Below are 23,937 nucleotides of genomic sequence, written 5' to 3' on the forward strand. Positions count from 1 at the left end.
GGAGGTCGACCCCGCCCAGATCCACCTCTACGGCTGCGCGGCCGTGAAGCCCACCGAGGACGAGGACGTCGTCCGCATCACCGACCTGGTGGAGAAGCCCGGTGCGGGCGAGGCCCCCAGCAACTACGCGATCATCGGCCGCTACGTGCTGAACCCGGCCGTCTTCGACGTCCTGCGGGAGACCGAGCCGGGCCGCGGCAACGAGATCCAGCTGACCGACGCCCTGCAGAAGCTGGCCGCCGACGAGACCCTCGGCGGCCCGGTGCACGGCGTGGTCTTCAAGGGCCGCCGCTACGACACCGGCGACCGCGGCGACTACCTGCGGGCCATCGTCCGGCTGGCGAGCGAGCGCGAGGACCTGGGGCCGGAGTTCCGGACCTGGCTGCGCCGCTACGTCGCCGAGGAGATGACGGCGGACCCGGCCGAGGAGGCCGGCGCGTGAGCAAGTACCTGGTCACGGGCGGCGCCGGCTACGTGGGCAGCGTGGTCGCCGCGCACCTGCTGGAGGCCGGCCACGAGGTGGTCGTCCTCGACAACCTCTCCACCGGCTTCCGCGAGGGCGTGCCGGCCGGTGCCCGCTTCGTCGAGGCCGACATCCGCGAGGCCGCCGAGCACCTGGACGCCTCGTACGACGCGGTGCTGCACTTCGCCGCGTTCTCCCAGGTCGGCGAGTCCGTGGTGAACCCGGCCAAGTACTGGGACAACAACGTCGGCGGCACCATGGCGCTGCTCGCCGCCATGCGCGGCGCGGGCGTGTCGAAGCTGGTGTTCTCCTCGACCGCCGCGACCTACGGCGAGCCGGCGTCCACCCCGATCACCGAGTCCATGCCGACCGCGCCGACCAACCCGTACGGCGCCTCCAAGCTGGCCGTGGACCACATGATCTCGGGCGAGTGCGCGGCCCACGGGCTGGCCGCGGTCTCGCTGCGGTACTTCAACGTGGCCGGCGCGTACGGCGAGTGCGGCGAGCGGCACGACCCGGAGAGCCACCTGATCCCGCTCGTGCTCCAGGTCGCCCAGGGCCGCCGCGAGGCCATCTCGGTCTTCGGCGACGACTACCCGACCCCGGACGGCACCTGCATCCGCGACTACATCCACGTCGCGGACCTCGCGGAGGCCCACCTGGCCGCCCTGGAGTCCGCCGCCCCCGGCGAGCACCTGATCTGCAACCTGGGCAACGGCAACGGCTTCTCCGTGCGGGAGGTCGTCGAGACCGTCCGCAAGGTGACCGGGCACCCGATCCCCGAGGTGATGGCGGAGCGCCGGGCCGGCGACCCGGCCGTGCTGGTCGCCTCGGCGGCGACGGCGCACGAGCGGCTGGGCTGGACCCCGCGCCGCCCCGACCTCGCCGGGATCGTCTCCGACGCGTGGGAGTTCGCGCAGGCCCGTGCGGCGGAGCGCGCCGGCACCGGCGCGTAGCGCCCGGCGCGCACGTACGTCCGTACACGGGAAGGCCGCCGCCGGCGGGGCACGGGTGCCCGCCGGCGGCGGCCTTCGGCGTCTTCCGGGAACCGGTCTCAGAACCCGAGCTTGCGCAGCTGCTTGGGGTCGCGCTGCCAGTCCTTGGCGACCTTCACGTGCAGGTCGAGGAAGACGGGCGTGCCGAGCAGCGCCTCGATGTGCTTGCGCGACTTCATGCCCACCTCCTTCAGGCGGGAGCCCTTCGGGCCGATGATGATGCCCTTCTGGCTGGGGCGCTCGATGTAGACGTTGGCGTGGATGTCCAGCAGCGGCTTGTCGGCGGGCCGGTTCTCACGCGGGATCATCTCCTCCACCACGACGGCGATGGAGTGCGGCAGCTCGTCCCGGACGCCCTCCAGGGCCGCCTCGCGGATCAGCTCCGCGACCATGACCATCTCCGGCTCGTCGGTGAGGTCGCCCTCGGGGTAGAGCGGCGGGCTCTCCGGCAGGAACGGCACGATCAGGTCCGCGAGCAGCTCCACCTGCGTGTCGCCGACGGCCGAGACGGGCACGATCTCGGCCCACTCGATGCCCAGCTCCTCGCCGAGGCGGTGGATGGCGAGCAGCTGCTCGGCCAGCGCCTTGGAGTCGACCAGGTCGGTCTTCGTCACGATGGCGATCTTCGGGGTCTTCTTGATCCCGGCGAGCTCCTTGGCGATGAACTTGTCGCCGGGGCCGAGCTTCTGGTCGGCGGGCAGGCAGAAGCCGATCACGTCCACCTCGGCCCAGGTGGTGCGGACGACGTCGTTGAGCCGCTCGCCGAGCAGGGTGCGCGGCTTGTGCAGGCCGGGGGTGTCGACGAGGACCAGCTGCGCGTCCTCGCGGTGCACGATGCCGCGCACGGTGTGGCGGGTGGTCTGCGGCCGGTTGGAGGTGATGGCGACCTTCGTGCCCACGAGTGCGTTGGTCAGGGTCGACTTGCCGGCGTTGGGACGGCCGACGAAGCAGGCGAAGCCCGCGCGGTGTGCAGTGGAGGAACGATCGCTCATGCGGGCCATTCTCCCCGATCGGGCCGACGGCGCCGACCAGTGGCCGCCGCCCGGGCCGGAACGGCCCGGCCAGGGACCCCCGTGCGCCGTGCGCCGGCGGGTCCGCAGCCCCCGGGCGGCCAGCCCCGCCCCGAGCGCGGCCAGCAGCCCGGTGCCGGCCGCCGCGGGCCCCCAGGGGCCGGTGCGCAGGGCGGTGACCGCCCGGTCTGCGGTACCGGCGGCGGTGACGGCGACGGTGACCTCGGCCCGGTCGAAGGCCGGCGGGTGCGGCCAGCGCTCGGCCAGCCGGACCCGCTGGCCGGGCAGCAGGTCGGCCGGGAGCCGCCCGAGCGGGCGGTGCAGCAGACCCCGGCCGAGCAGCCCGCGCACGTCGAGGGTGCCCCGCGGGTGCAGGGTGGTGTTGCCGAGGTTGCGCAGCGTGTACGCGACCTCGGCGGGACCGGAGCCGGAGCGGCGTACGGAGACCTGCTCGACGGCCAGGAGCGGGGCGGTGGGGCCGCCGACGCGCAGGTGGACGCGGGCGGCCACGGCCCGGCGCACGCCCAGACCGGGCCCCGCGGCCGCGGTCCGCTCGTCCAGGGCGACCACCGCGCCGGGGTGGTCGCCGGGCTCGGCCCGGTCCGGTACGGCCACGGTGAACGGCACCGTCAGCGCGGAGCGCGGCGGTACGGTCACCCGCTCGCGGGACAGCCGGGTCCAGGCGCCCACGCCGGTGCGGGGCTCGTCGGCGCCGCGGACGGCGAAGCCGCCGTCGCGGGCGGTGTTGTAGGCGTCGGCGGCGTACAGGCGCAGGACCAGGGGGCGGGCGGTGCGGTTGGTGAGGGTGACCCGGTCGGTGAGGGTGCCGCCGGGGTCTGCGGCCAGGAAGAAGTAGGGCCGCTGGGCGATCCGGGTGGCGGCCGGTTCCACGGACCACCGGCCGTTGTCGGCCCCGTACGCCGCCCCGGCCGCGCCGGGCACCAGGAGCCCGAGCAGCGCGAGCGCGAGGGCCCCGAGCAGCCGTACCGCGGCCCTGCCGGGCGTCCGGCTCACGACAGGGTCAGGGTGAGGAGCGCCGCGTAGGCGCCCGGTGCGGTGTAGGGCGGGACGGTCAGGTCCACGTCGGCACCCACCGTGAACTCGCCGCCGACCAGCGCGGCGTCCGGGGTGCCCGCCAGCGTGGCCCCGTCGGCGCCGACCGGGCCGGGCGTGCCGGGGACGCAGGTGCTGGGGCTGCCGTCCTTGGTGGTGCAGGACGGGGTCCAGCGGAGCCCCGCCCCGTCGATGCGGCCGCCGGCGGGCCCGGTGAAGTCGGTGAGGCGGCCGGTGAGCGTCCAGCCGGCCGGGCCGCCACGGGCGTCCTTGACGGTGACGGGGCGGATCCGGCCCCGGGCGGTGCCGCCCTGTCCGTACGGGACGGGGCTGAGGGCGATCTCCTCGCCGGCCTGGGTCATGGTCAGGCCGCCCGGTTCGACGGTGACGCCGACCTTCTGGCTGCCGGGCGGCAGCGGCGCGGCGTCGGTGACCGTGTACGCGGCCGGTCCGGCGCCGGCCTCCTCGGTCCAGCCGGCGCCCTCGTACGCGACGACGCCCGTGGTGGCCGGGTCGGTGACCGCCAGCTCCGCCTGGAGGACGCCCCGCTCGTCGGCGGTGGCGGTGGCCCGGTCGGCGGTCTCGGCGGTGCCGGCGCGGCCCGCGACGCTGACGGCGGCGCCGGGGGTGAAGCCGGCCCCCACCACGTGGACCTTCGCGCCGGGCCGGCCGGCGGGGGTGGCCAGGGCGATGGCCCGCGCGTTCACCCCGGGGGCCTCGGCGGCGGTGAGCCGCCCGGAGACCGGGGCGGGGTGGGCGCGGTCCACGGTGCAGGGGGTGTCGAGCTCCATGAGGTGGCTGGTGTGGAGGGTGTAGTCGCCGGGGGCGAGGGTGATCTCGCCGGGCCGGGTGACCGTGAAGGTGCCGGTCATGGCGAAGGCCGCGAAGCCGGCCCGGGCGTCCACGGGGTCGTTCTTCCGCGGTCCGGTGACCGTGATCCCGCCCGGCTGCGCCCCGCCGAGCACGACCTTGCCGGCGGGGGTCAGCGTATCGGCGGGCAGCTCGGTGTCCAGCGGGTTCACGGCAGTGGTGGCGGTGACCCGGTAGGTGACGGTGACGGTGTCGCCGACCCGGGGCCGGGGGTTGTCCACCGTGATCAGGGCGGTGGTGGTGCCGTCGGCGGGCGGCAGCCCGGCCTCCTGGGGCGGCACGCAGTGGGTGGGGAACTCCACGGGTCCGGTGCGGGCGCCGCCCGGCTCCACCGGGTTCGCGGCGCCGGCGGGGGCGGCGGCCGCGAGGGCGAGCGCGCCCAGGGCCGCCAGGGCCGCCGCCGGGCGGCGCGGGTGCGCCGCCGCCCGCCGGGTCCGCCCGCCCGCCGCCCCGCGCGTCCGCGCCGCGGCCGCCTGGCGCGCCCGTGCCGTCATCGCATCCCCCTACCGCTCCGGTCCGCCCGGGGGCCATTCACGAGTCGTGGGCGGCAGAAGTCAAGGCAGCGGTCCCGCATTGACTGATGGACCATCAGATACTGTCAGGTTCTGGCACCCGGGGACCGGTGCGGAAGGTCCGGCGGTACGCGGTCGGGGTCACCCCGAGCACCGCCTGGAGGTGCTTCCGCATGGACTGCGCGGTGCCGAACCCCGCGTCGTGCGCGACCCGGTCGACCGGCAGGTCGGTGGACTCCAGCAGGTGCCGGGCCCGTTCGACCCGCTGCCGGGTGAGCCACTGGCCGGGACTGAGGCCCGCCTCCTCGCGGAACCGGCGCGTGAAGGTCCGTACGGACATCGACTCCTGACGGGCCAGGTCCTCCAGCGTCAGCGGCTCGTGCAGCCGCTGAAGCGCCCAGCCCCGGGCCGTGGTGGTGCCCGACCGCCCCTCCTCGGGCACCGGCCGCGCGATGAACTGGGCCTGCCCGCCGTCCCGGTGCGGCGGCACGACCGTGCGCCGGGCCACGTCGTTGGCGACGGCCGTGCCGTGGTCGCGGCGCACGATGTGCAGGCACAGGTCGATCCCGGCGGCCACCCCGGCGGAGGTGAGCACGTCGCCGTCGTCGATGAACAGCACGTCCGGGTCCACCTCGACGGCCGGGAAGAGCCGCTGGAAGTGCTCGGCGGAGGACCAGTGCGTGGTGGCCCGCCGCCCGTCCAGGTACCCGGCGGCGGCGAGCACGTACCCGCCGGTGCAGATGGCGACCAGCCGCGTGCCCGGCCGGACGTGCCCGAGGGCGGCGGCCAGTCCGGCGGTGAGCCGGCCCTCCTCGTAGACCGGCCCCAGTTCGTACGAGGCCGGGACGACGACGGTGTCCGCGGTGGCCAGCAGCTCGGGGCCGTGCTCGACGTCGATCGCGAAGTCGGCGTCCGTGCGCACCGGCCCGGCGGCCAGGCCGCAGGTGAGGATCTCGTACAGGGGGCGGCCCACGGGGTCCTGGGCGCGGCCGAAGATGCGGTGCGGGATGCCCAGTTCGAAGGGCAGCAGCCCGGTCAGGGCGAGGACGACGACGCGGTGGGGAGCCTCCGCGGCACCCGGTGCATGCGATACGGCCATGGCCTGATCGTAGCGAATGCTGACCATCGGGCCACTCGATCACCGCCCTCCGGGCATCGATGCTGTGGGGGTGACGACGCAGACACCCCACCAGCCCTCCCCCGCCGGCCCGGCCGGCGCCGCCCACGCCCCCGCTCCCGCACCCGCACGTGGCGGCCGGATCCACCGGGCGTGGTGGGTCGCCGCCGTGACCTTCGTGACCATCGTCGGCGCGGCGGCCTTCGCCTCGCTGCCCGGTCTGCTCATCGAGCCGCTGCACGCCGAGTTCGACTGGTCGCGCGGCACCATCGGCCTCGGCGTCTCCGTGAACCTCGCCCTGTACGGGCTCACCGCGCCCTTCGCCGCCGCCCTGATGGACCGCTTCGGCATCCGCCGCGTGGTGGCCGTCGCCCTGACCGTGATCGCCGCCGGGTCGCTGCTCACCGTCTGGATGACGGCCGCCTGGCAACTGGTCCTCTACTGGGGCGTGCTGGTCGGGCTGGGCAGCGGCTCGATGGCGCTGGCCTTCGCCGCCACCGTCACCAACCGCTGGTTCACCGCCCGGCGCGGGCTGGTGACCGGGGTCCTGACCGCGGCGAGCGCGTCCGGGCAGCTGGTGTTCCTGCCGCTGCTGTCCTGGCTCGTGCAGCACCACGGCTGGCGTCCGGCCGCCGTCACCGTCGCCCTGTCCGCCCTCGCGGTGGTGCCGTTCGTGTGGCTGCTGCTGCGCGACCACCCGGCGGACGTGGGCCTGGCCCCGTACGGGGCGCAGGAGTTCGCACCGAAGCCCGCGCCGGTGACCGGGGCCGCGCGGCGCGCGGTGACGGTCCTCCTCCGGGCCGCCCGCACCGGGCCGTTCTGGCTGCTGGCCGGCACCTTCGCCATCTGCGGCGCCTCGACGAACGGCCTGGTCAAGACCCACTTCGTGCCGGCGGCCCACGACCACGGCATGCCCATCACGGCCGCCGCCTCGCTGCTCGCCGTCATCGGCGTCTTCGACGTGGTCGGCACGGTCGCCTCGGGCTGGTTCACCGACCGCTTCGAGGCGCGCCGGCTGCTCGCCGTGTACTACGCGCTGCGCGGGGTGTCGCTGCTGTTCCTGCCGGCGCTGCTGGCCCCGTCCGTGCACCCGCCGATGCTGTTCTTCATCGTCTTCTACGGGCTCGACTGGGTCGCCACGGTGCCGCCGACCATCGCGCTGTGCCGCGAACAGTACGGCGAGGACAGCGCCATCGTCTTCGGCTGGGTGCTGGCCTCGCACCAGGTCGGGGCCGCGCTGGTGGCCTTCCTCGGCGGCCTGGCCCGGGACCTGACCGGCTCGTACGACCTGGTCTGGTACGCCTCGGGAGCCCTGTGCGCGCTGGCCGCCCTGATGGCGATGGTCATCCGCCGCACCCCGGCACCCGCACCGGCCACCGTCGCCGCAGCCTGATCCGGCGCCCGCCACCGACCCGGCCGCGGCCCGCCGCGCGGCCGCGGCAGTTCCGCCGCGGCGGACCGGACGGGGCCGCGGCGGACCGGACGGGCCGGCGGCGGACCGGACGGACGTCAGCCCGCGTGCACCGTGGTCTTGAGGGTGCCGTCGGGGCCCGCGAGCAGGACCGGGGTCTGCGCCCCGCCCAGGTCGCGCACCGCGGCGCGGTCGGCCTCGGCGGGCGCGTCGGCGCCGCTCACCACGGCGGCCGCCTCCAGGGACCGGGCCCCGCTGGCCACGGCCATGGCGACGGCCGTCTGCAGGGCGGTGAGCTTGAGGGAGGCCAGCTCCACGGTGCCGGCGACGTAGGTGCGGCCGGTCTCGTCGCGTACGGCCGCGCCCTCGGGAACGCCGTTGCGGGCGCGGGCGCTGCGCGCGAGGGTGATGAGCTTCTGGTCCTCGGGACCCATCGTGTCGGTCATGTCCGAAGCATAGGGAGCACCACCCAGGAGCGCCTCGGCGGTCCGCCGGACGGACCGCCGAGGCGCTCTCCCCTCCAGGGGCCTTCGCAAGTAGATCTTGCTTGGCACAAGCAAACCCAACAGTAGGGTAAGGAGATCGCCCCGCCCCCGGGGCCTCACAAATCGTGACCTTGGTCGGCCGTGAGCTGCGTCACGAAGCGGACCGGCGCAGTCCGCCGACCGGCTCAGGGCCGGTCGAGACGGAGCCGGTCGGCCCGCGGGAGTCCGGCGACGACCAGGTCGTACGAGTCCTCGATCAGCTCGCGCAGCATCCGAGCCGGGACCCCGTCCACGGTCACCGTGTTCCAGTGGCGCTTGTTCATGTGCCAGCCGGGCGTGATCGCAGGGTGCTCGGCGCGCAGCCGGACCGCGAGTTCGGGCTCGCACTTGAGGTTCACCGTGAGCGGCCGCCCGTCCAGCGCCGAGAGCGCGAACATCTTGCCCAGCACCTTGAACACCGAGGTCTCGGCGCCGAAGGGGAACTCCTCCACCGCCGCGTTGAAGGACAGGCAGAAGGCGCGCAGCTCGGCCGGGGTCATTCCGCTTCCTCCGGTGCGGCGGTGGCGACGGGCTCCACGAGCACCGTGACGATCTTGTTCCGGCGGCCGGCCGGGGACTCGGCGGTCAGCTCCAGCACCCGCCCGTCCGGCAGGTCGACCTCGGCCCGGGCGCCCGCGATCGGCACCCGGCCCAGGGCCTTGGCGAGCAGTCCGCCGACCGTCTCGACGTCTTCGTCGTCGAAGGAGTCCAGGCCGAAGAGGTCGCCGAGGTCGGTGATGTCGAGGCGCGCGGTGACCCGGTAGCGGTCGTCGCCCAGGTCCTCGACCGGCGGGAGTTCACGATCGTACTCGTCGGTGATCTCTCCGACGATCTCCTCGAGGATGTCCTCGATGGTGACGATGCCGGCCGTGCCGCCGTACTCGTCGATGACCACGGCCACGTGGTTGCGCTCCTGCTGCATCTCCCGCAGCAGGTCCCCCGCGTTCTTCGTGTCGGGCACGAACGCCGCCGCACGCATGGCCGTGGAGACCAGGTCGGCCTCGGCGTCACGGTTGATGTGCGTCTTGCGGACCAGGTCCTTGAGGTAGACGATCCCGACGATGTCGTCCTCGTTCTCGCCGGTCACCGGGATCCGGGAGAAGCCCGAGCGCAGCGCGAGCGTTGTGGCCTGCCGGACGGTCTTGAACCGCTCGATGCAGATCAGGTCGGTGCGCGGCACCATCACCTCGCGCACGAGGGTGTCGCCGAGCTCGAAGACCGAGTGCACCATGCGGCGCTCCTCGTCCTCGATCAGCGACTCCTTCTCGGCGAGGTCGACCAGGGCGCGCAGCTCCGCCTCGGAGGCGAACGGGCCCTTGCGGAAGCCCTTTCCGGGGGTGAGCGCGTTGCCGATGAGGATCAGCAGCTGCGGAATCGGGCCCATGACCCGGGCCAGCGGCAGCAGCACGTACGCGGCCGCCGTGGCGGTGTTGAGGGGGTGCTGGCGGCCGATGGTGCGCGGCGAGACGCCGACGGCGACGTACGAGACGAGCACCATGACGGCGATCGCGACCAGCGCGGCCTTCCACGTCTCGCCGAACGCGTCGAGGCAGGCGTACGTGACCAGGACCGCCGCCGCCATCTCGCAGACGACCCGCACCAGCAGCGCGACGTTGAGGTAGCGGGTCGGGTCGGCGGCGACCTGCGCGAGCTTCGCGCTGCCGCGCCGCCCCGACCGTACGGCCTCCTCGGCGCGGAAGCTGGAGACGCGGGCGATGCCCGCCTCGGCGCAGGCCGCCAGCCACGCCACGACGACCAGCAGGACGGCCCCGGTGACGAGCTGCGCGACGTTCACGAGACGGTCGGGGCGGGGGACGGACCCGTCAGCCCCTGCTCGGCGCGCCAGCCGTCCACGATGGCCGCCTGGAGGCCGAACATCTCCGCCTTCTCGTCCGGCTCCTCGTGGTCGTAGCCGAGCAGGTGGAGCACCCCGTGGACGGTCAGGAGCTGGAGCTCCTCGTCCATCGAGTGCCGGGTCGCGGCCTCCTCGCCCTGCCGCTTGGCGACCTCCGGGCAGAGCACGATGTCACCGAGGAGCCCCTGCGGGGGCTCCTCGTCGTCCTTGGCCGGCGGCCGCAGCTCGTCCATCGGGAAGGACATGACGTCGGTGGGCCCGGGCAGGTCCATCCACTGGATGTGCAGCTGTTCCATGGCGTCGGCGTCGACGACGATCACGGACAGCTCGGACAGCGGGTGGATCCGCATCCGGGTGAGGGCGTAGCGGGCGATGTCGAGGATCGCCCGCTCGTCGACCTCGGTTCCGGACTCGTTGTTGACGTCGATCGACATGGTGCTGTTGTACTACTTCCCTCGGGAACCGTTGCGGCTGTCGTACTGCTCGTACGCGTCGACGATACGGCCGACGAGCTTGTGCCGTACGACATCCTGCGAGGTGAGCCGCGAGAAGTGCACATCGGGGACCCCTTCGAGGATCTCCTGCACCTGCTTCAGGCCCGACTTGGTGCCGCCGGGAAGGTCGATCTGGGTCACGTCACCCGTGATGACGATCTTCGAGTCGAAGCCGAGCCTCGTCAGGAACATCTTCATCTGCTCGGGGTTCGTGTTCTGCGCCTCGTCGAGGATGATGAAGGCGTCGTTCAGGGTCCGGCCGCGCATGTAGGCCAGCGGCGCGACCTCGATCGTGCCCGCCGCCATGAGGCGTGGGATGGAGTCGGGGTCGAGCATGTCGTGCAGCGCGTCGTACAGCGGCCGCAGGTACGGGTCGATCTTCTCGTAGAGCGTGCCGGGCAGGAAGCCCAGCCGCTCGCCCGCCTCGACGGCGGGCCGGGTCAGGATGATCCGGGTGACCTGCTTGGACTGCAGGGCCTGGACGGCCTTCGCCATGGCGAGGTAGGTCTTGCCGGTACCGGCGGGGCCGATGCCGAACACGATGGTGTGCTTGTCGATCGCGTCGACGTAGTGCTTCTGGTTGAGGGTCTTCGGACGGATCGTGCGGCCGCGGCTGGAGAGGATGTTCTGGGTGAGCACCTCGGCCGGGGTCTCAGTCGGTCCGCCGCCGTTCTCGCTCGCCCTGAGCATGGCGATCGACCGTTCCACTGCGTCCTCCGTCATCGGCTGTCCGGTGCGGAGCACCAGCATCATCTCGTCGAACATGCGCTGGATCAGGGCGACTTCACCGGCCTCCCCGACCGCGCTGATCTCATTGCCCCGGACATGGATGTCGGCGCCGGGAAATGCCCTCTCGATCACGTGCAACAGGGCGTCACCCGAGCCGAGCACCATCACCATGGGGTGCTTCGCGGGAACGGTGAACCGGGCTCGCGCCTGCCCCGGCAGGGGGCTGTGGCCTGTGGGTGTCTGAGTCATGGGCTGGCTCTGTGGCCTGCGCATACCTCCCGTTGCGAGGTCTCGCCGATCGACGACCTCTTGGACTACCAAGCGTACGACGCCGCCGGGGCATGCCCGAGGGGTTTTCGGGCCCCGGTGCCGCACCCCCGCACCCCGGAGCGCCCCGCTCACACAGCGTTGCGGAAGCCGATCGTGGGCACGGCGCGACGGCGGGCCGGGGCGGCGTGCCTCTGGCCAGGGAGCAGGGCGTCGAGGAAGGCGTAACGTTCCAGCCCGAGCGGCAGCCCGCCCGGCAGCGCCTGCACGGCGTGCCACCAGTGCGCCACCTCGGCCCAGCCGGGCGCCGACAGCGAGCCGCCGAACTCCTGCACCGACAGCGCCGCCGTGAGCCCCGCGAAGGCCAGCCGGTCCGCCAGCGGCCAGCCCGCGAGCGTGCCGGTGACGAAGCCCGCCACGTACACGTCCCCGGCACCGGTGGGGTCCAGGGCCTCCACGGCGATGGCGGGCACCTCGGCCGTCTCGCCGGTGCGGCCGTCCACGGCGTACGAACCCTCCTCGCCCATCGTCACCACGGCCACCGGCACGTGCTCGGCCAGCGCGCGGGCGGCCGCGCGGGGGCAGTCGGTGCGGGTGTAGCGCATCGCCTCGCCGGCGTTGGGCAGGAAGGCCTCGCAGTAACTCAGGTCCTCCAGCCCGGCCAGGTCCCAGCGGCCGCTGTCGTCCCAGCCGACGTCCGCGAAGATCCGCGCGCCCCGGCCGGCCGCGGAGGCGATCCACTCGGCGGGCCGGCCCGGCTCCAGCGAGGCCACGGCGGCCCGCACCCGGGGCGGGCAGTGGGGGAAGGGGGCGGAGCCCGCCGGCGGCGGGGCCTCGTGGCCGTGCGAGACCATGGTGCGCTCGCCCTCGTAGGCCATGGAGACCGTGACCGGGGAGTGCCAGCCGGGGATCGTGCGGGACATCGTCAGGTCGATGCCCTCGCCCTGTTCCAGCGTGTCCCAGCAGTACTCGCCGTAGAAGTCGTCGCCGAAGGCGGCGGCGAGGGAGGTGCGCAGGCCGAGCCGCGCGAGGGCGGTGGCCATGTTGGCGACGCCGCCGGGGCTCTGGCCCATGCCGCGCGCCCAGGACTCCGTACCGCGCACCGGGGCGGAGTCGAGGCCGGTGAAGATGATGTCGAGGAAGACCGTGCCGGTCAGGAAAACGTCACACCGCGGGTCACTGGCCGCCCGCACCCGGCTCAGCGGGTCCAGGGCCACCGGGTCGAGCGCCACCGGGTCGTCCAGCGCCCCCGGGTCGTCCGGCGCCCCCGGGTCGAACCGGTCCGGGACCGCCGGTGCGGCGGCGGTCCGGTCCGGGCGTTGTCCGTTGCTGTCGGCCACCGCGTGCTCCCCGTTCTGTGCGCGAGAAAGTTGCAGCCCTTCCCCCGCCGTCGGACCCACACCCAGTGTGGCCCAGAGCACACGGTGGCCGCCCTCTCCGGGGACCGTGCCGCGCTCCGCTCGAGAGCGCCTCGACGGCCTCCTGATCGCCGTGCGCGAACCGTCACGAAAAACGCTCGCCGGCCCGTCCGCACCGCCCGAACGACCGCACCGCCCGGCCGACCACCGCCCGGGCGGGCCGGGCGGGCCGGGCGGGCCGGGCGGGCCGGGCGGGCCCGCCTCACCTCCGCTTCGGCAGCGGCACCCGCAGCAGGTCCCGCGCGATGGTCAGCTCGCCGGTGAACCCGGCCGCCCTGGCCTGCCGCTCGAAGTCGTCCGGCTCCGTGTAGCGCTGCGAGAAGTGCGTCAGCACGAGGTGCCGCACCCCCGCCTCGGCAGCCACCCGGGCCGCCTGCCCGGCGGTCAGGTGCCCGTGCTCGACCGCCAGGCCCTCGTCCTCGTCCAGGAACGTCGACTCGATGACGAGCATGTCGCAGCCCTCGGCGAGCGCCGAGACGCCCTCACAGAGCCGCGTGTCCATGACGAACGCGAAGCTCTGCCCGCGCCGGTGCTCACTGACCTGCTCCAGCGTGACCGCGCCCAGGGCGCCCTCGCGCTGGATGCGGCCCACGTCGGGACCCTTGATCCCGTACCGCGCCAGCAGCTCGGGCAGGATCCGCCGGCCGTCCGGCTCGGTGATCCGGTAACCGAAGGACTCCACGGGGTGGCTCAGCCGCCGGGTCTCGAGGGTGTACGAGGGCCCGGTGGCGAGCACCCCGTCCGCGGCCACCGGCGCCTCGCCGAGCTCGACCGTCTCGCGGTACGCCGTGGCGTACCGGAGCCGGTCGAAGAAGCGCTGGCCGCTGGCCGGGTAGTGGGCGGTGACCGGGTGCGGCACCCGGTCGAGGTTGATCCGCTGGATCACCCCGGCCAGGCCCAGGGAGTGGTCGCCGTGGAAGTGCGTGACGCAGATCCGGTTGATGTCGTGGGCGGCCACGCCGGCCCGCAGCATCTGCCGCTGGGTGCCCTCGCCCGGGTCGAAGAGGAAGCCCTCTCCGTCCCAGCGCAGCAGGTAGCCGTTGTGGTTGCGGTGCCGGGTCGGTACCTGGCTGGCGGTGCCGAGCACCACGAATTCACGTACGGACACGGCTTATCCGGGGGGCCACTGCATGCCGCGGCCGCCCAGCACGTGGGCGTGCGCGTGGAAGACGGTCTGACCGGCGCCGGCACCGGTGTTGAAGACCACCCGGTAGCCCGTGCCGTCGATCTCCTCCGCCCCGGCGACCTCACCGGTCTCCCGCAGCACGTCCGCGAGCACCTGCGGCTCGGCGGCGGCCAGCGTCGCGGCGTCGGGGTAGTGCACCTTGGGGATGACCAGGACGTGCGTGGGCGCCTGCGGGTTGATGTCCCGGAAGGCCACGGTGCTGTCGGTCTCCCGCACGATCGTGGCGGGTACGTCTCCCGAGACGATCTTGCAGAACAGGCAGTCGGGCTGTGCCTCACCGGCCATGCGGGCCTCCTCGCTCATCCATGATCGGTACGCCCGCATCGTATCGGCCGCCCCCGCCGATGCGGACCGGTTATCGGGCCCACCGGGCCCGGCGCGGGCGCACCCGGCCCCGAGCCCGGCACGCCAGGAACGCCCGCCCGGCCCAGCGGCACGCCAGGAACGCCGCCCGCCCAGCGGCAGCGGGGCGCCCCACAGCCCGGCGGCGCAGAAGGGCGTCCCCGCCGGCCCTACGACCAGCGACCCGTACGGGCCAGCAGCACCGCGACGGCCGCGGTACCGGCCGTGGAGGTGCGCAGCACCGACCGTCCGAGCCGGTACGGCTGCGCCCCGGCTCCGGCGAACGCGGCCAGCTCCTCGGGCGAGACCCCGCCCTCGGGCCCGACGACGACCACGATCGAGCCCTTGGCCGGGAGGTCGGCCACCGCCAGGGCGAGGGACGGCGCGTCCCGGTCCTCGTGGAGGACGACACCGAGGTCGGCCGAGGCCAGCAGCGCGACCACCTGCTTGGTGGTCATCGCCTCCCCGACGACCGGGAACCGCACCCGCCGGGACTGCTTGCCGGCCTCCCGGGCGGTGCCGCGCCACTTGGCGAGCGACTTGGCGCCCCGGTCCCCGCGCCACTGCGTGATGCACCGCGACGCCTGCCACGGCACGATCGCGTCGACCCCGGTCTCGGTCATCGTCTCGACCGCCAGCTCGCCCCGGTCCCCCTTCGGCAGGGCCTGGACGACCGTGATCCGCGGCTCCGGCTCGGCCTCGACCCCGGTGGCCCGCACGGCCACCACCAGCCGGTCCTTGCCCTCCGCCGCCTCGACCACGCCCTCGGCCCAGCCGCCGCGCCCGTCGGTGAGCACGACCTCCTCGCCGGGGTTCAGCCGCTTCACGGACACCGCGTGGCGCCCCTCGGGCCCGTCGAGGACGAAGCCGGGGCCGGGCCCGGCGGGCACCTGCTCGACCACGAATACCGGGGCTGTCATGACGTGCTCCTGTTCAAGGGTCCTGCGGTTGGGCAACAAACTCGACGACTCGACCACGCGACGACTCACGACCCGACGGGTCAGCGCCCCAAGGCGTTCTGCGCCTCGGCCAGTTCGGCCACGAGGACCTCCACCAGCTCCCCGGCCGGCAGGACGCGGGCGAGCCGGTGTCCCTGGCCGGCCCACAGGGCCATCCCCTGCGGGTCCCCCACCTCCGCCGCCGCCCTGCGCAGCGGGCTCGTCAGGTGGTGCACCTGCGGGTACGCGGCCGGGGCGTACGGGCCGTGCTCGCGCATGAAGCGGTTGACCAGCCCCCGCGCCGGCCGCCCGGAGAAGGCCCGGGTGAACTCGGTGCGGGTGAAGCGCGGGTCGGTCATGGCCTGCTTGTGCAGCGGGTGCGCCCCGGACTCGGGGCAGACCAGGAACGCGGTGCCCAGCTGCGCCGCCTCGGCCCCGGCGGCCAGCACGGCGGCGATGTCCGCGCCCCGCATCAGCCCGCCCGCGGCGACGATCGGCAGCGCGACGGCCTCCCGCACCTGCGCGACCAGCGGCAGCAGCCCGAAGCCGGTGCCGTCGGACTCGGGGTCGTCGCGGTGGGTGCCCTGGTGGCCGCCCGCCTCGATGCCCTGGACGCACAGGACCGCGGCCCCGGCCGCCTGCGCGGTACGGGCCTCCTCGACCGAGGTGACGGTGACCACGGTCCGGGTGCCGGCGGCGGCGAAGGAGGCGAGCACCTCGGGGCTCGGGCAGCCGAAGGTGAACGACACCAGCGGTACCGGGTCGTCGAGGAGGATCGCGAGCTTGGCGTCGTACCCGTCGTCGGCGCCCGCGAAGACGTCCTCGCCGAGCGGGGTCTCGTACCACTTGGCCTCGCCCGCGAGCTGCCCGCGGTAGGTCCGTACGGCCGCCGGGTCGACGTAACTGCGCTGCGGCATGAAGAGGTTGACGCCGAAGGGCCTGCGGGTCAGCGCGCGCAGCCGCTTGACCTCCTGGTACATGCCGTCGGCGGTCTTGTAGCCGCCGGCCAGGAGGCCGAGTCCGCCCGCCTCGCAGACGGCGGCGGCGAGTTCGGGGCGGGACGCCCCGCCCGCCATGGGGGCCTGCACGATCGGATGGGGGTGGAGATCGCTCAGCGCGGAGGACATGTGCTGCATCGTGCCACGTCCACCCTACCCCGCCGAATCGGCGGGTTCGCCTGGCGCCGTCGGGCCCCGGGCGGATTCCCGCCCGGGGCCCGACGGCCTCGTCCTCCGGCCGTCAGCGGCCGTTGAACGCGTCCTTCAGGCGCGAGAACAGCCCCTGCTGGCCCGGCTGGAACTGACCCATCGGCCGCTCCTCGCCGCGCAGCTTGGCCAGCTGGCGCAGCAGCGCCTCCTGCTCCGGGTCGAGCTTGCCGGGGGTGGTCACCTCGACGTGCACGATCAGGTCGCCGCGGCCGCCGCCTCGCAGGTGCGTGACGCCGCGCCCGTGCAGCGGGATCGACTGGCCGGACTGCGTGCCGGGCCGGATGTCGATCTCCTCCATGCCGTCGAGCGTCTCCAGCGGGCACTTGGTGCCCAGGGCAGCCGCCGTCATGGGGATGGTGACCGTGCAGTGCAGGTCGTCGCCGCGCCGCTGGAACACCGGGTGCGGCAGCTCGTGGATCTCGACGTACAGGTCGCCGGCGGGGCCGCCGCCGGGGCCGACCTCGCCCTCGCCCGCGAGCTGGATCCGGGTGCCGTTCTCGACGCCCGCCGGAATCTTGACCGTCAGGTTGCGCCGGGAGCGGACCCGGCCGTCGCCCGCGCACTCGGGGCACGGGGTCGGGACCACGGTGCCGAAGCCCTGGCACTGCGGGCAGGGGCGCGAGGTCATGACCTGGCCCAGGAACGACCGGGTGACCTGGGAGACCTCACCGCGGCCGCGGCACATGTCACAGGTCTGGGCGGAGGTGCCGGGCGCGGCGCCCTCGCCGGAGCAGGTCGTGCACACCACGGCGGTGTCGACCTGGATGTCCTTGGTCGTGCCGAACGCGGCCTCGTCGAGCTCCAGGTCGATCCGGATCATCGCGTCCTGGCCGCGCCGGGTGCGCGAGCGCGGGCCGCGCTGGGACGCCGTACCGAAGAACGCGTCCATGATGTCCGAGAAGTTGCCGAAGCCACCCGCGCCGAAGCCGCCGGCACCGGCGCCGCCCGAGGAGGACAGCGGGTCGCCGCCGAGGTCGTAGACCTGCTTCTTCTGCGGGTCGGAGAGCACCTCGTAGGCGGCGTTGATCTCCTTGAAGCGCTCCTGCGTCTTCGGATCCGGGTTCACGTCCGGGTGGAGCTCGCGCGCCAGCCGGCGGAAGGCCTTCTTGATCTCGTCCTGGGACGCGTCGCGGCGTACGCCGAGTACGGCGTAGTAGTCCGTGGCCACTTACGACTCCGCCAGGATCTGTCCGACGTAACGTGCCACTGCGCGTACCGCTCCCATCGTTCCGGGGTAGTCCATGCGGGTCGGTCCGACCACGCCGAGTTTGGCGACGGTCTCGCCGCCCGAACCGTAACCGACCGACACGACGGACGTGGAGTTCAGCCCTTCGTAGGCGTTCTCGTGCCCGATGCGTACGGTCATGCCCGATTCATTGACCTCGCCGAGGAGCTTGAGGAGCACGACCTGCTCCTCCAGCGCCTCCAGCACCGGCCTGATCGTGAGGGGGAAGTCGTGTCCGAAGCGGGTCAGATTGGCGGTACCGCCGATCATCAGCCGCTCCTCGGTCTCCTCCACCAGGGTCTCCAGCAGGGTCGACAGCACGGTGGTGACCGTCGCACGGTCCTCCGGCTCGAAGCCCTCCGGCAGGTCCTGCACCAGCGGCGGCACGTCGGCGAACCGGCGTCCCACCACCCGGCTGTTGAGGCGGGCCCGCAGGTCCGCCAGCGCCTGCTCGCCGAACGGCGCCGGGCAGTCGACCATGCGCTGCTCGACCCGGCCCGTGTCGGTGATCAGGACGAGCATCAGCCGGGCCGGCGCGAGCGCGATCAGCTCGACGTGCCGCACCGTGGAGCGCGTCAGGCTCGGGTACTGCACCACGGCGACCTGCCGGGTCAGCTGCGCGAGCAGCCGCACCGTGCGGCCCACCACGTCGTCCAGGTCCACCGCGCCGTCCAGGAAGTTCTGGATGGCCCGGCGCTCCGGGGTCGACAGCGGCTTGACGCCGGCGAGCTTGTCGACGAAGAGCCGGTAGCCCTTGTCGGTCGGGATGCGGCCCGCGCTGGTGTGGGGCTGGGCGATGTACCCCTCCTCCTCCAGCACGGCCATGTCGTTGCGGACCGTGGCGGGCGACACGCCGAGCCTGTGGCGCTCGGTGAGCGCCTTGGAGCCCACCGGCTCCTCCGTCCCGACGTAGTCCTGGACGATGGCGCGCAGGACTTCGAGCCTGCGTTCGCTGAGCATCCTGCGCCCACCTCCAGCTGTGATGCCTGACCGGTTGCCGTAACCGGTTTCCGTAACCGACCCTGTTCGGACCGTGCTGGCACTCGGTGTGTGCGAGTGCCAGAGATCCCCCGGTCAGTGTACGGCGGCCGGGTACGCCCCTAGCAAGGGTGGCCCGTCACGGTAGCGTCGCGGTATGGACGTCGCTTGGGAAGAGCTGGGGTGGGAACGCCTGACCGGGCGGTCCGGCCGCCGTCGCCTGCCGGTGTGGGACTGCACGGTGGGACTGGTGGTGGGGGACGATGCGGTGCTCCTCGTCGACCCCGGGTCCTCGCTGCGCGAGGGTGCCGAGATCCGCGCCCAGGCCGAGCGGCTGACCGGCCGCCGCGTGACGCACCTCGCATTCACGCACGGACATTTCGACCACGTTCTGGGGGCTGCCGCGTTCGCCGGCGTCGAGGCCTTCGGGGCGGTGGGTCTGGAATCGATGCTGACCGTCGACCGCAACGCCCTGCGGGCGGACGCGGTGGGGCACGGGCTGGCGCCGGCGGAGGCCACCGCTTCGGTGGACGTGCTGGTCGTACCGCGCCACCTGGTCTCGGGCGAGTGGACGCTGGAGCTGGGCGGGGTGCAGGTCCTGCTGGCGAACGTGGGGCCCGGGCACACCCCGCACGACCTGGCGGTCCTGGTGCCCGGCGAGCGGGAGGTCGTCTTCTGCGGGGATCTCGTGGAGGAGTCCGGCGAGCCCCAGGCGGGCCCGGACGCGCTCCCCAGCCAGTGGCCGGCCGCCCTGGACCGGCTGCTGGCGCTGGGCGGCGAGGACGCCCTCTACGTGCCGGGGCACGGTTCCGTCGTCGATGCCCGGTTCGTCCGTGCGCAGCGCGCCACACTGGCCCGCCGCTTCGGCGTGTCGCGCGCGTGAGGGTGACGGCGTTCCTACTGTCGTGCGAATGCGACAGTACGGTCCCGATCTGACCCCGCCCTGGAAGAAGTCCCGGCCCGCTCCCGAGATCCCGGCGGACCCGGACCTGGTCGTCGAGGTGGCCGGCACGGACTTCTGCGGGGCGGTGGTGGCCTGCGAGGGCGGGACGGTGACGCTGGAGGACCGCTTCGGCAGGCGCCGCGTCTTCCCGCTGGAACCGCGCGGCTTCCTGCTGGAGGGCGCGGTCGTCACCCTCGTACGCCCTTCCCGCGCGCCCGCGGCGCCGGCCCGGACGGCCTCCGGGTCGATCGCCGTGCCCGGCGCCCGGGCCCGGGTCGCCCGGGCCGGCCGCATCTACGTCGAGGGGCGGCACGACGCGGAGCTGGTGGAGCGGGTCTGGGGCGACGACCTGCGCATCGAGGGCGTGGTGGTCGAGTACCTCTCCGGCGTCGACGACCTGCCCGCGATCGTCGCCGAGTTCTCCCCGGGGCCCGACGCCCGCCTCGGCGTCCTGGTCGACCACCTGGTCGAGGGCTCCAAGGAGTCCCGCCTCGCGGCCCGGGTCTCCTCCCCCGACGTCCTGGTCGTCGGGCACCCGTACGTCGACGTCTGGCAGGCCGTGAAGCCTTCCGCCCTGGGCATTCCCGCCTGGCCGGTGGTCCCGCGGGGGCAGGACTGGAAGACGGGCGTCTGCCGCGCCCTGGGCTGGCCGGAGAACACCGGCGCCGCCTGGCGCCACGTCCTGTCCCGCGTCACGTCCTACCGGGACCTGGAGCCGGCCCTCCTGGGCCGCGTCGAGGAACTGATCGACTTCGTCACGGGCGACGGTGGCGCTTGAACTCGGGGAGGGTGCCGAACTCGCTGGTGTCCAGTTCGACACCGAGGGCATCGATGCGAATGGGCTGACCGAAGGCCACCCGAAGCGCGGTCATCTCAGTGGTCCTCCACATCAGCCGCGTGCCTCGGCGGCAGCCTGGGGACAGCGTAGGCAGCCAGCCTCCGCTTTCGCAGGGATCCACTCCGGCGAGGGATCAGTCCACCAGGTCCCGCACCACCGCGTCCGCCAGCAGCCGCCCGCGCAGCGTCAGCACCGCGCGCCCGGCGTCGTACGGGGCTGCCTCCAGGAGGCCGTCGGCCAGTGCGCGGCGCGAGGCGGCCAGGCCCGCCGGGGCCAGCAGGGACAGCGGGACGCCCTCGACCAGGCGGAGCTCCAGCAGGATCCGCTCCACGCGCCGGTCCTCGTCCGAGAGGACCTCGCGCCCGGCGCCCGGGGAGCGCCCCTCCGCCAGGGCGGCCGCGTAGGCGCCCGGGTGCTTGACGTTCCACCACCGCACGCCGCCCACGTGGGAGTGTGCGCCGGGGCCCGCGCCCCACCAGTCGGCGCCGCGCCAGTACAGCTCGTTGTGCAGGCAGCGGCCGGCCTCCGAGGTGGCCCAGTTCGACACCTCGTACCAGTCGTAGCCCGCCCCCGCGAGGACGGAGTCGGCGATCAGGTACCGGTCGGCGTGCACGTCGTCGTCGGTCATCGGCACCTCGCCGCGCCGGATCCGGCGGGCCAGCTGCGTGCCCTCCTCCACGATCAGCGCGTACGCCGAGACGTGGTCGGGACCGGCGCCGAGGGCGGCGTCGAGCGAGGCCCGCCAGTCGTCGTCGGTCTCGCCGGGCGTGCCGTAGATCAGGTCGAGGTTGACGTGCTCGAAGCCGGCCGCCCGCGCCTCGCCCACGCAGGCCTCGGGGCGCCCCGGCGTGTGCGTGCGGTCCAGCACCTTCAGGACGTGCTGCTTCGCGCTCTGCATGCCGAAGGAGATCCGGTTGAAGCCGCCGGCGCGCAGCTCCTCCAGGTACGCGGGCCCCACGGACTCCGGGTTCGCCTCCGTGGTGACCTCGGCGTCGGGCGCCAGCCCGAACTCGTCCCGGATCGCGGCGAGCGTCCGCACGAGGTCCCCGGCCGGCAGCAGCGTCGGCGTGCCGCCGCCGACGAAGACCGTGCGGACCGGCCGCGGGTCGTCGCCCAGCACCTTGCGGGCCAGGCGCAGCTCGTCGATCAGGGTGTCGGCGTAGTTCTCGCGGGAGGCCAGCACCCCGCCCGTGCCGCGCAGCTCGGTGGCGGTGTAGGTGTTGAAGTCGCAGTAGCCGCAGCGGGTGGCGCAGTACGGCACGTGCAGGTAGAAGCCGAGCGGCCGGTCCCCGGCGCCCTCCAGGGCGTGCGACGGCAGCGCCCCGTCGTCGGGCATGGGCTCGCCATCGGGCAGTACGGAAGGCATGCGCCCATTGTCCCGCACCGCCCGGCGGCCCCGGCGCGCCCGGCGGCCGCCCGTACGGGCCCGGCCGCGTCCGTATGGACCCCGGCGGGCCGTACGGACGCCGGGGGACCGGTCGTACCAGGCGCTTCGGCGCGCTACGCCTCCCGCGATCCCTCGTACATCTCGTCGATCAGGTGCTTGAACTCACGCTCGACCACCGGCCGCTTCAGCTTCAGGCTGGGGGTCAGGTCGCCGTGCTCGACGTCCAGGTCGCGCGGCAGCAGCCGGAACTTCTTGACCGTCTGCCAGCGCTGCAGCCCCTGGTTCAGGGTCTGGACGTACGTCTCGATCAGCCGGTTGGTCTCGGGCGCGGCCACGACCTCGGCGTACGACTTGCCCTCCAGGCCGTTCTCGGCGGCCCAGCCCAGGATCGAGGGCTCGTCGAGGGCGATGAGCGCGGTGCAGAAGTTCCGGTCGGCGCCGTGCACGACGATGTTCGACACGTAGGGGCAGATGCCCTTGAACTGGCCCTCGATCTCGGCCGGGGCGACGTACTTGCCGCCCGAGGTCTTGATCAGGTCCTTCTTGCGGTCGGTGATGCGCAGGTAGCCGTCGGGCGAGAGCTCGCCGATGTCGCCGGTGTGGAACCAGCCGTCGGACTCGAGGACCTCGGCGGTCTTCTCCGGCAGGCCGTGGTAGCCCTCCATGATGCCGGGGCCGCGCAGCAGGATCTCGCCGTCGTCGGCGATGCGGACCTCGGTGCCGGGCAGCGGCTTGCCGACCGTACCCGTGCGGTAGGCCTCGCCCGGGTTGACGAAGGAGGCGGCGCTGGACTCGGTGAGGCCGTAGCCCTCCAGGATGTGGATGCCGGCGCCGGAGAAGAAGTAGCCGATCTCGGGGGCCAGGCCGGAGGCGCCGGAGACGCAGGCGCGCAGGCGGCCGCCGAAGGCGTCGCGGAGCTTGGAGTACACGAGCCTGTCGGCGACCGCGTGCTTGGCAGAGAGGCCGAAGGGCGCGGTGGCCTGGCCGGTGCGGCGGAAGTTGTCCTGCGTGACCTTGGCGTACTCGCGGGCGACCTCGGCCGCCCACTTGAAGATCTTGTACTTGGCGGCGCCGCCCTCGCGGGCCTTGGCGGCCACGCCGTTGTAGACCTTCTCGAAGATGCGCGGCACGGCGGCCATGTAGGTCGGCCGGACCACCGGCAGGTTCTCGATGATCTTGTCGATCCGGCCGTCGACGGCCGTGACGTGGCCGACCTCGATCTGGCCGGAGGTGAGCACCTTGCCGAAGACGTGCGCCAGCGGCAGCCAGAGGTACTGGATGTCGTCCTTGGTGATCAGGCCGGTGGCCACGGTGGCCTTGGCCATGTACGACCAGTTGTCGTGCGGCAGCCGTACGCCCTTGGGGCGGCCCGTCGTGCCGGACGTGTAGATCAGGGTGGCGAGCTGGTCGGCCGTGATGGCCGAGACCCGCTCCTTGACGACCTCGGGGTGCGTGTCCAGGTACTTCGCGCCGCGCTGCTCCAGCTCGGCGAGGGAGAGCACCCAGCCCTCGGGGTCGCCGGCCTCGGCGACCGCGCCCTCGGCGTCGATGACGACGACGTGGTGCAGCTCGGGCAGCTCGGCGCGGCGCTCGCGGGCCTTGGCGAGCTGCGCGGCGTCCTCGGCGATCAGGACGCGGCTGTCGGAGTCGCCGAGGATGAACGCCGACTCCTCGGCGTTCGTGCTCGGGTAGATGGTGGTGACGGCGGCGCCGGAGCACATGATGCCGAGGTCCGCGAGGATCCAGTCCACCCGGGTGGAGGAGGCGAGGGCGACCCGCTGCTCGGGCTGGACGCCCAGCTCGATCAGGCCGGCCGCGATGGCGAAGACGCGCTCGGCGGCCTGCCCCCAGCTCAGCGACCTCCAGTCGTCCGGGCCGCTGCCGGCGGCCGGCGGGACGGGGTAGCGGTACGCCTCCGCATCCGGGGTCGCGGCGACCCGCTCAAGGAAGACGGCCGCAACGGTGGGGGGTCGATTCTCGATCAAGGACTGTGTGTCGCTCACGACATCCTCCGGACCGGTCCACGCGGAGTTGCGTGGGAGCGTGGGGACTGGCGGGTTTTTGTGACTGGCGAGTAACCATCGAGCAGTGATCAGAGTAGAGGCCGCCCGGCCGGGGCGTAAGAGCCAGTGTGCGGCCGGTTCATAACGAAACGGGCCCCCGCGCAGGTGCGC

At 73.7% G+C, this 23,937-nt stretch carries 22 protein-coding genes; 5 read left to right on the top strand and 17 right to left on the bottom strand.

Going from position 1 to position 23,937, the window contains the following annotated elements:
- A partial coding sequence (locus tag IF43_RS0126205; RefSeq protein WP_037890138.1) for a sugar phosphate nucleotidyltransferase occupies positions 1-442 on the top strand: 442 nt, incomplete at its 5' end.
- Positions 439-1,419, top strand: coding sequence for a UDP-glucose 4-epimerase GalE (galE, locus tag IF43_RS0126210; protein ID WP_030205403.1), 981 nt, complete (start codon positions 439-441; stop codon positions 1,417-1,419). The genes IF43_RS0126205 and galE, both read left to right, overlap by 4 nt.
- 98 nt (positions 1,420-1,517) lie before the next feature.
- On the opposite strand, the gene era is transcribed toward galE, so the two are convergent.
- From era to IF43_RS0126225, 3 genes are all read right to left on the bottom strand, one after another.
- Positions 1,518-2,459 (bottom strand): GTPase Era, encoded by a 942-nt coding sequence (era, locus tag IF43_RS0126215; RefSeq protein ID WP_030205406.1) that lies wholly within the window; start codon positions 2,457-2,459, stop codon positions 1,518-1,520.
- A 1,019-nt stretch (positions 2,460-3,478) separates the two neighbouring features.
- Positions 3,479-4,885: a beta-xylosidase gene (locus IF43_RS0126220; protein WP_051796189.1), complete on the bottom strand. Its 1,407-nt coding sequence runs from the start codon at positions 4,883-4,885 to the stop codon at positions 3,479-3,481.
- Between the two features lie 94 nt (positions 4,886-4,979).
- Positions 4,980-6,002, bottom strand: coding sequence for a GlxA family transcriptional regulator (locus IF43_RS0126225; RefSeq protein WP_030205414.1), 1,023 nt, complete (start codon positions 6,000-6,002; stop codon positions 4,980-4,982).
- Between the two features lie 160 nt (positions 6,003-6,162).
- Between IF43_RS0126225 and IF43_RS0126230 the strand changes: the two genes are divergently transcribed.
- Positions 6,163-7,413, top strand: coding sequence for an MFS transporter (locus IF43_RS0126230; RefSeq protein WP_107048599.1), 1,251 nt, complete (start codon positions 6,163-6,165; stop codon positions 7,411-7,413).
- Between the two features lie 116 nt (positions 7,414-7,529).
- Here the strand turns inward: IF43_RS0126230 and IF43_RS0126235 are convergent, their stop codons facing one another.
- From IF43_RS0126235 to hrcA, 12 genes are all read right to left on the bottom strand, one after another.
- A complete protein-coding gene (locus IF43_RS0126235) occupies positions 7,530-7,877 on the bottom strand; it encodes a cytidine deaminase (protein WP_030205422.1) in 348 nt (115 codons plus the stop codon).
- 224 nt (positions 7,878-8,101) lie between these two features.
- Positions 8,102-8,455, bottom strand: coding sequence for an MmcQ/YjbR family DNA-binding protein (locus IF43_RS0126240; protein ID WP_030205427.1), 354 nt, complete (start codon positions 8,453-8,455; stop codon positions 8,102-8,104).
- Positions 8,452-9,750: a hemolysin family protein gene (locus IF43_RS0126245; RefSeq protein WP_030205431.1), complete on the bottom strand. Its 1,299-nt coding sequence runs from the start codon at positions 9,748-9,750 to the stop codon at positions 8,452-8,454. The genes IF43_RS0126240 and IF43_RS0126245 overlap by 4 nt, the downstream gene beginning before the upstream one ends.
- Positions 9,747-10,244, bottom strand: a complete 498-nt coding sequence (gene ybeY / locus IF43_RS0126250) for an rRNA maturation RNase YbeY (protein WP_030205434.1) — start codon at positions 10,242-10,244, stop codon at positions 9,747-9,749. Before ybeY ends, IF43_RS0126245 begins: the two co-directional genes overlap by 4 nt.
- 12 nt (positions 10,245-10,256) lie before the next feature.
- Complete coding sequence (locus IF43_RS0126255; RefSeq protein WP_078910468.1) at positions 10,257-11,282, bottom strand: PhoH family protein; 1,026 nt, start codon at positions 11,280-11,282, stop codon at positions 10,257-10,259.
- Between the two features lie 149 nt (positions 11,283-11,431).
- The gene (locus tag IF43_RS0126260) at positions 11,432-12,532 is read right to left on the bottom strand and encodes a carbohydrate kinase family protein (protein WP_030205450.1); all 1,101 of its coding nucleotides are present in this window, start codon (positions 12,530-12,532) and stop codon (positions 11,432-11,434) included.
- 388 nt (positions 12,533-12,920) lie between these two features.
- Positions 12,921-13,826 carry a ribonuclease Z gene (locus tag IF43_RS0126265; RefSeq protein WP_030205467.1) on the bottom strand — a complete coding sequence of 302 codons (906 nt, stop codon included), beginning with the start codon at positions 13,824-13,826 and terminating at the stop codon, positions 12,921-12,923.
- Positions 13,827-13,829: 3 nt separating this feature from the next.
- On the bottom strand, positions 13,830-14,189 hold the full coding sequence (locus tag IF43_RS0126270; protein ID WP_030205470.1) for a histidine triad nucleotide-binding protein: 360 nt from the start codon (positions 14,187-14,189) through the stop codon (positions 13,830-13,832).
- Positions 14,190-14,416: 227 nt separating this feature from the next.
- Positions 14,417-15,166: a 16S rRNA (uracil(1498)-N(3))-methyltransferase gene (locus IF43_RS0126275; protein ID WP_030205472.1), complete on the bottom strand. Its 750-nt coding sequence runs from the start codon at positions 15,164-15,166 to the stop codon at positions 14,417-14,419.
- An 80-nt stretch (positions 15,167-15,246) separates the two neighbouring features.
- Complete coding sequence (locus tag IF43_RS0126280; RefSeq protein WP_030205476.1) at positions 15,247-16,311, bottom strand: nitronate monooxygenase; 1,065 nt, start codon at positions 16,309-16,311, stop codon at positions 15,247-15,249.
- A gap of 112 nt (positions 16,312-16,423) precedes the next feature.
- Complete coding sequence (gene dnaJ / locus IF43_RS0126285) at positions 16,424-17,560, bottom strand: molecular chaperone DnaJ (RefSeq protein WP_030205479.1); 1,137 nt, start codon at positions 17,558-17,560, stop codon at positions 16,424-16,426.
- Entirely contained in the window at positions 17,561-18,577 is a 1,017-nt protein-coding gene (gene hrcA, locus IF43_RS0126290; RefSeq protein ID WP_030205481.1) for a heat-inducible transcriptional repressor HrcA, read from the bottom strand.
- Positions 18,578-18,752: 175 nt separating this feature from the next.
- Between hrcA and IF43_RS0126295 the strand changes: the two genes are divergently transcribed.
- Both IF43_RS0126295 and IF43_RS0126300 read left to right on the top strand, forming a co-directional pair.
- Entirely contained in the window at positions 18,753-19,478 is a 726-nt protein-coding gene (locus IF43_RS0126295; RefSeq protein WP_030205484.1) for an MBL fold metallo-hydrolase, read from the top strand.
- Between the two features lie 28 nt (positions 19,479-19,506).
- A complete protein-coding gene (locus IF43_RS0126300) occupies positions 19,507-20,316 on the top strand; it encodes a DUF3097 domain-containing protein (protein WP_030205486.1) in 810 nt (269 codons plus the stop codon).
- Positions 20,317-20,509: 193 nt separating this feature from the next.
- Here IF43_RS0126300 and hemW read toward each other — a convergent pair whose 3' ends face one another.
- Positions 20,510-21,742 (bottom strand): radical SAM family heme chaperone HemW, encoded by a 1,233-nt coding sequence (hemW, locus tag IF43_RS0126310; RefSeq protein WP_030205493.1) that lies wholly within the window; start codon positions 21,740-21,742, stop codon positions 20,510-20,512.
- A 134-nt stretch (positions 21,743-21,876) separates the two neighbouring features.
- Positions 21,877-23,766 (bottom strand): long-chain fatty acid--CoA ligase, encoded by a 1,890-nt coding sequence (locus IF43_RS0126315; RefSeq protein WP_030205496.1) that lies wholly within the window; start codon positions 23,764-23,766, stop codon positions 21,877-21,879.
- Positions 23,767-23,937: the final 171 nt, after the last annotated feature.

This window comes from Streptomyces sp. NRRL S-87, from assembly GCF_000719335.1.
Classification (GTDB): Bacteria; Actinomycetota; Actinomycetes; order Streptomycetales; family Streptomycetaceae; genus Streptomyces.